The organism is Acidovorax sp. CF316 (assembly GCF_000276605.1).
Classification (GTDB): domain Bacteria; phylum Pseudomonadota; class Gammaproteobacteria; order Burkholderiales; family Burkholderiaceae_C; genus Acidovorax.
The window spans coordinates 1-696 of the sequence record NZ_AKJX01000076.1 but is presented as its reverse complement, the minus strand read 5'-3'; the positions used below and the strand labels follow the sequence as shown (position 1 = coordinate 696).

At 74.1% G+C, this 696-nt stretch carries 2 protein-coding genes; one reads left to right on the top strand and one right to left on the bottom strand.

The annotated features are described in order from the left end of the window. Positions 1-82 (top strand): hypothetical protein (locus PMI14_RS35520; RefSeq protein ID WP_007851756.1); only part of this gene is annotated, 82 nt, incomplete at its 5' end. Between the two features lie 15 nt (positions 83-97). Here PMI14_RS35520 and PMI14_RS33395 read toward each other — a convergent pair. Beyond that, positions 98-696: glycine zipper 2TM domain-containing protein (locus tag PMI14_RS33395; RefSeq protein ID WP_007851751.1), on the bottom strand; the 599-nt coding region annotated here is incomplete at its 5' end.

Here is a 696-nt window from a genome sequence, read left to right as displayed (position 1 = left end):
GGCACCGATCTTCAGTGTGGCGGACTATGGGCTGGAGGCGGACTTGTTCACGGCCGTGCCGGAGTTGGTCCGGGCGCTGTAAGGCGCCTGCCGCTGATCAGTAGCCGTTGGCGACGCGCACCGCGCCCGCAGGGGCGTTGGTGTACGCACCACCACCGCCGCCGTTCGGGCGGCTGTCGCGCTCGTGGTCGATGCGGTAGCCCTTGCCCTGCAGCGCCACGGGCGTGCCCACGGCCGGTGGCTGCGCGCGCGTGAAGCGGCGCAGCGAACCATCGTCCATACGGATCGCCACCTGGTACACCGTGCGGGTGCGCGAGCGCTGCTCCACCTGGTGGCCCACATAGCCGCCGCCCACGGCGCCCAGCACCGTGGCGGCCGTGCGGCCGTTGCCCTTGCCGATCTGGTTGCCCACCACGGCGCCGAGCACGCCGCCCGCAACCGCGCCCACCCCGGTGGCGGGCTCGGCCTGCTGGACGGCCTGCACCGATTCGACCCGGCCGCAGGTGCTGCACACCGGGGCGCGCTGCGCCATCTGGGTCGTGCCGCCGGCCAGATTGGCACGCTGGGGCTGGAATGGCTCGGGCATGGGCGCAGGCTGTGCCTGGGCACCGACCTGGGGTGCTACCAGACCCAGCGGCGATGGGGCGGGAGCGGCGCCCTGCAGCGACTGGGCCACCACGGCAGGGCTGGCCGCCG